The organism is Streptomyces kebangsaanensis (genome assembly GCF_001906585.1).
GTDB classification, from domain to species: domain Bacteria; phylum Actinomycetota; class Actinomycetes; order Streptomycetales; family Streptomycetaceae; genus Streptomyces; species Streptomyces kebangsaanensis.
This window is the reverse complement of the sequence record NZ_JUJA01000077.1, coordinates 670-995: the sequence shown is the minus strand read 5'-3', so window position 1 is coordinate 995 and position 326 is coordinate 670. Positions and strand designations below refer to the sequence as shown.

General features: G+C 76.1%; 1 protein-coding gene. It reads left to right on the top strand.

The features are described 5' to 3' along the window. The coding region (locus tag RH94_RS43035; protein WP_234425688.1) for a HAMP domain-containing protein at positions 1 to 326 on the top strand (326 nt) is incomplete at both ends.

The following is a 326-nucleotide window of genomic DNA, read 5'->3' as shown; positions in this document are numbered from 1 at the left end:
TGGAGCCGGTGCGGGCCGCGGTCCACCGGCTCGAACTGGTCGCCGGGACCGTCTTCGGGCTCGCGCTCGCAGTCGCCGGGATCGCCGGAGCCCTCTGGGTGCGCTGGTCGCTGCGGCCGCTGCACAGGGTCGCTCGGACCGCCGTGCGGGTCAGCGAGCTGCCGCTGGCCAGTGGCGAGGTGGCGCTGCCGCCGCGGGTGCCGGGGGCCGATCCGCGCAGTGAGGTGGGCCGGGTCTCCGCCGCCTTCAACCGCATGCTCCACCACGTCGAGGACGCGCTGACCAAGCGGCACGCAAGTGAGGAGCGGCTGCGCGGCTTCGCCGCC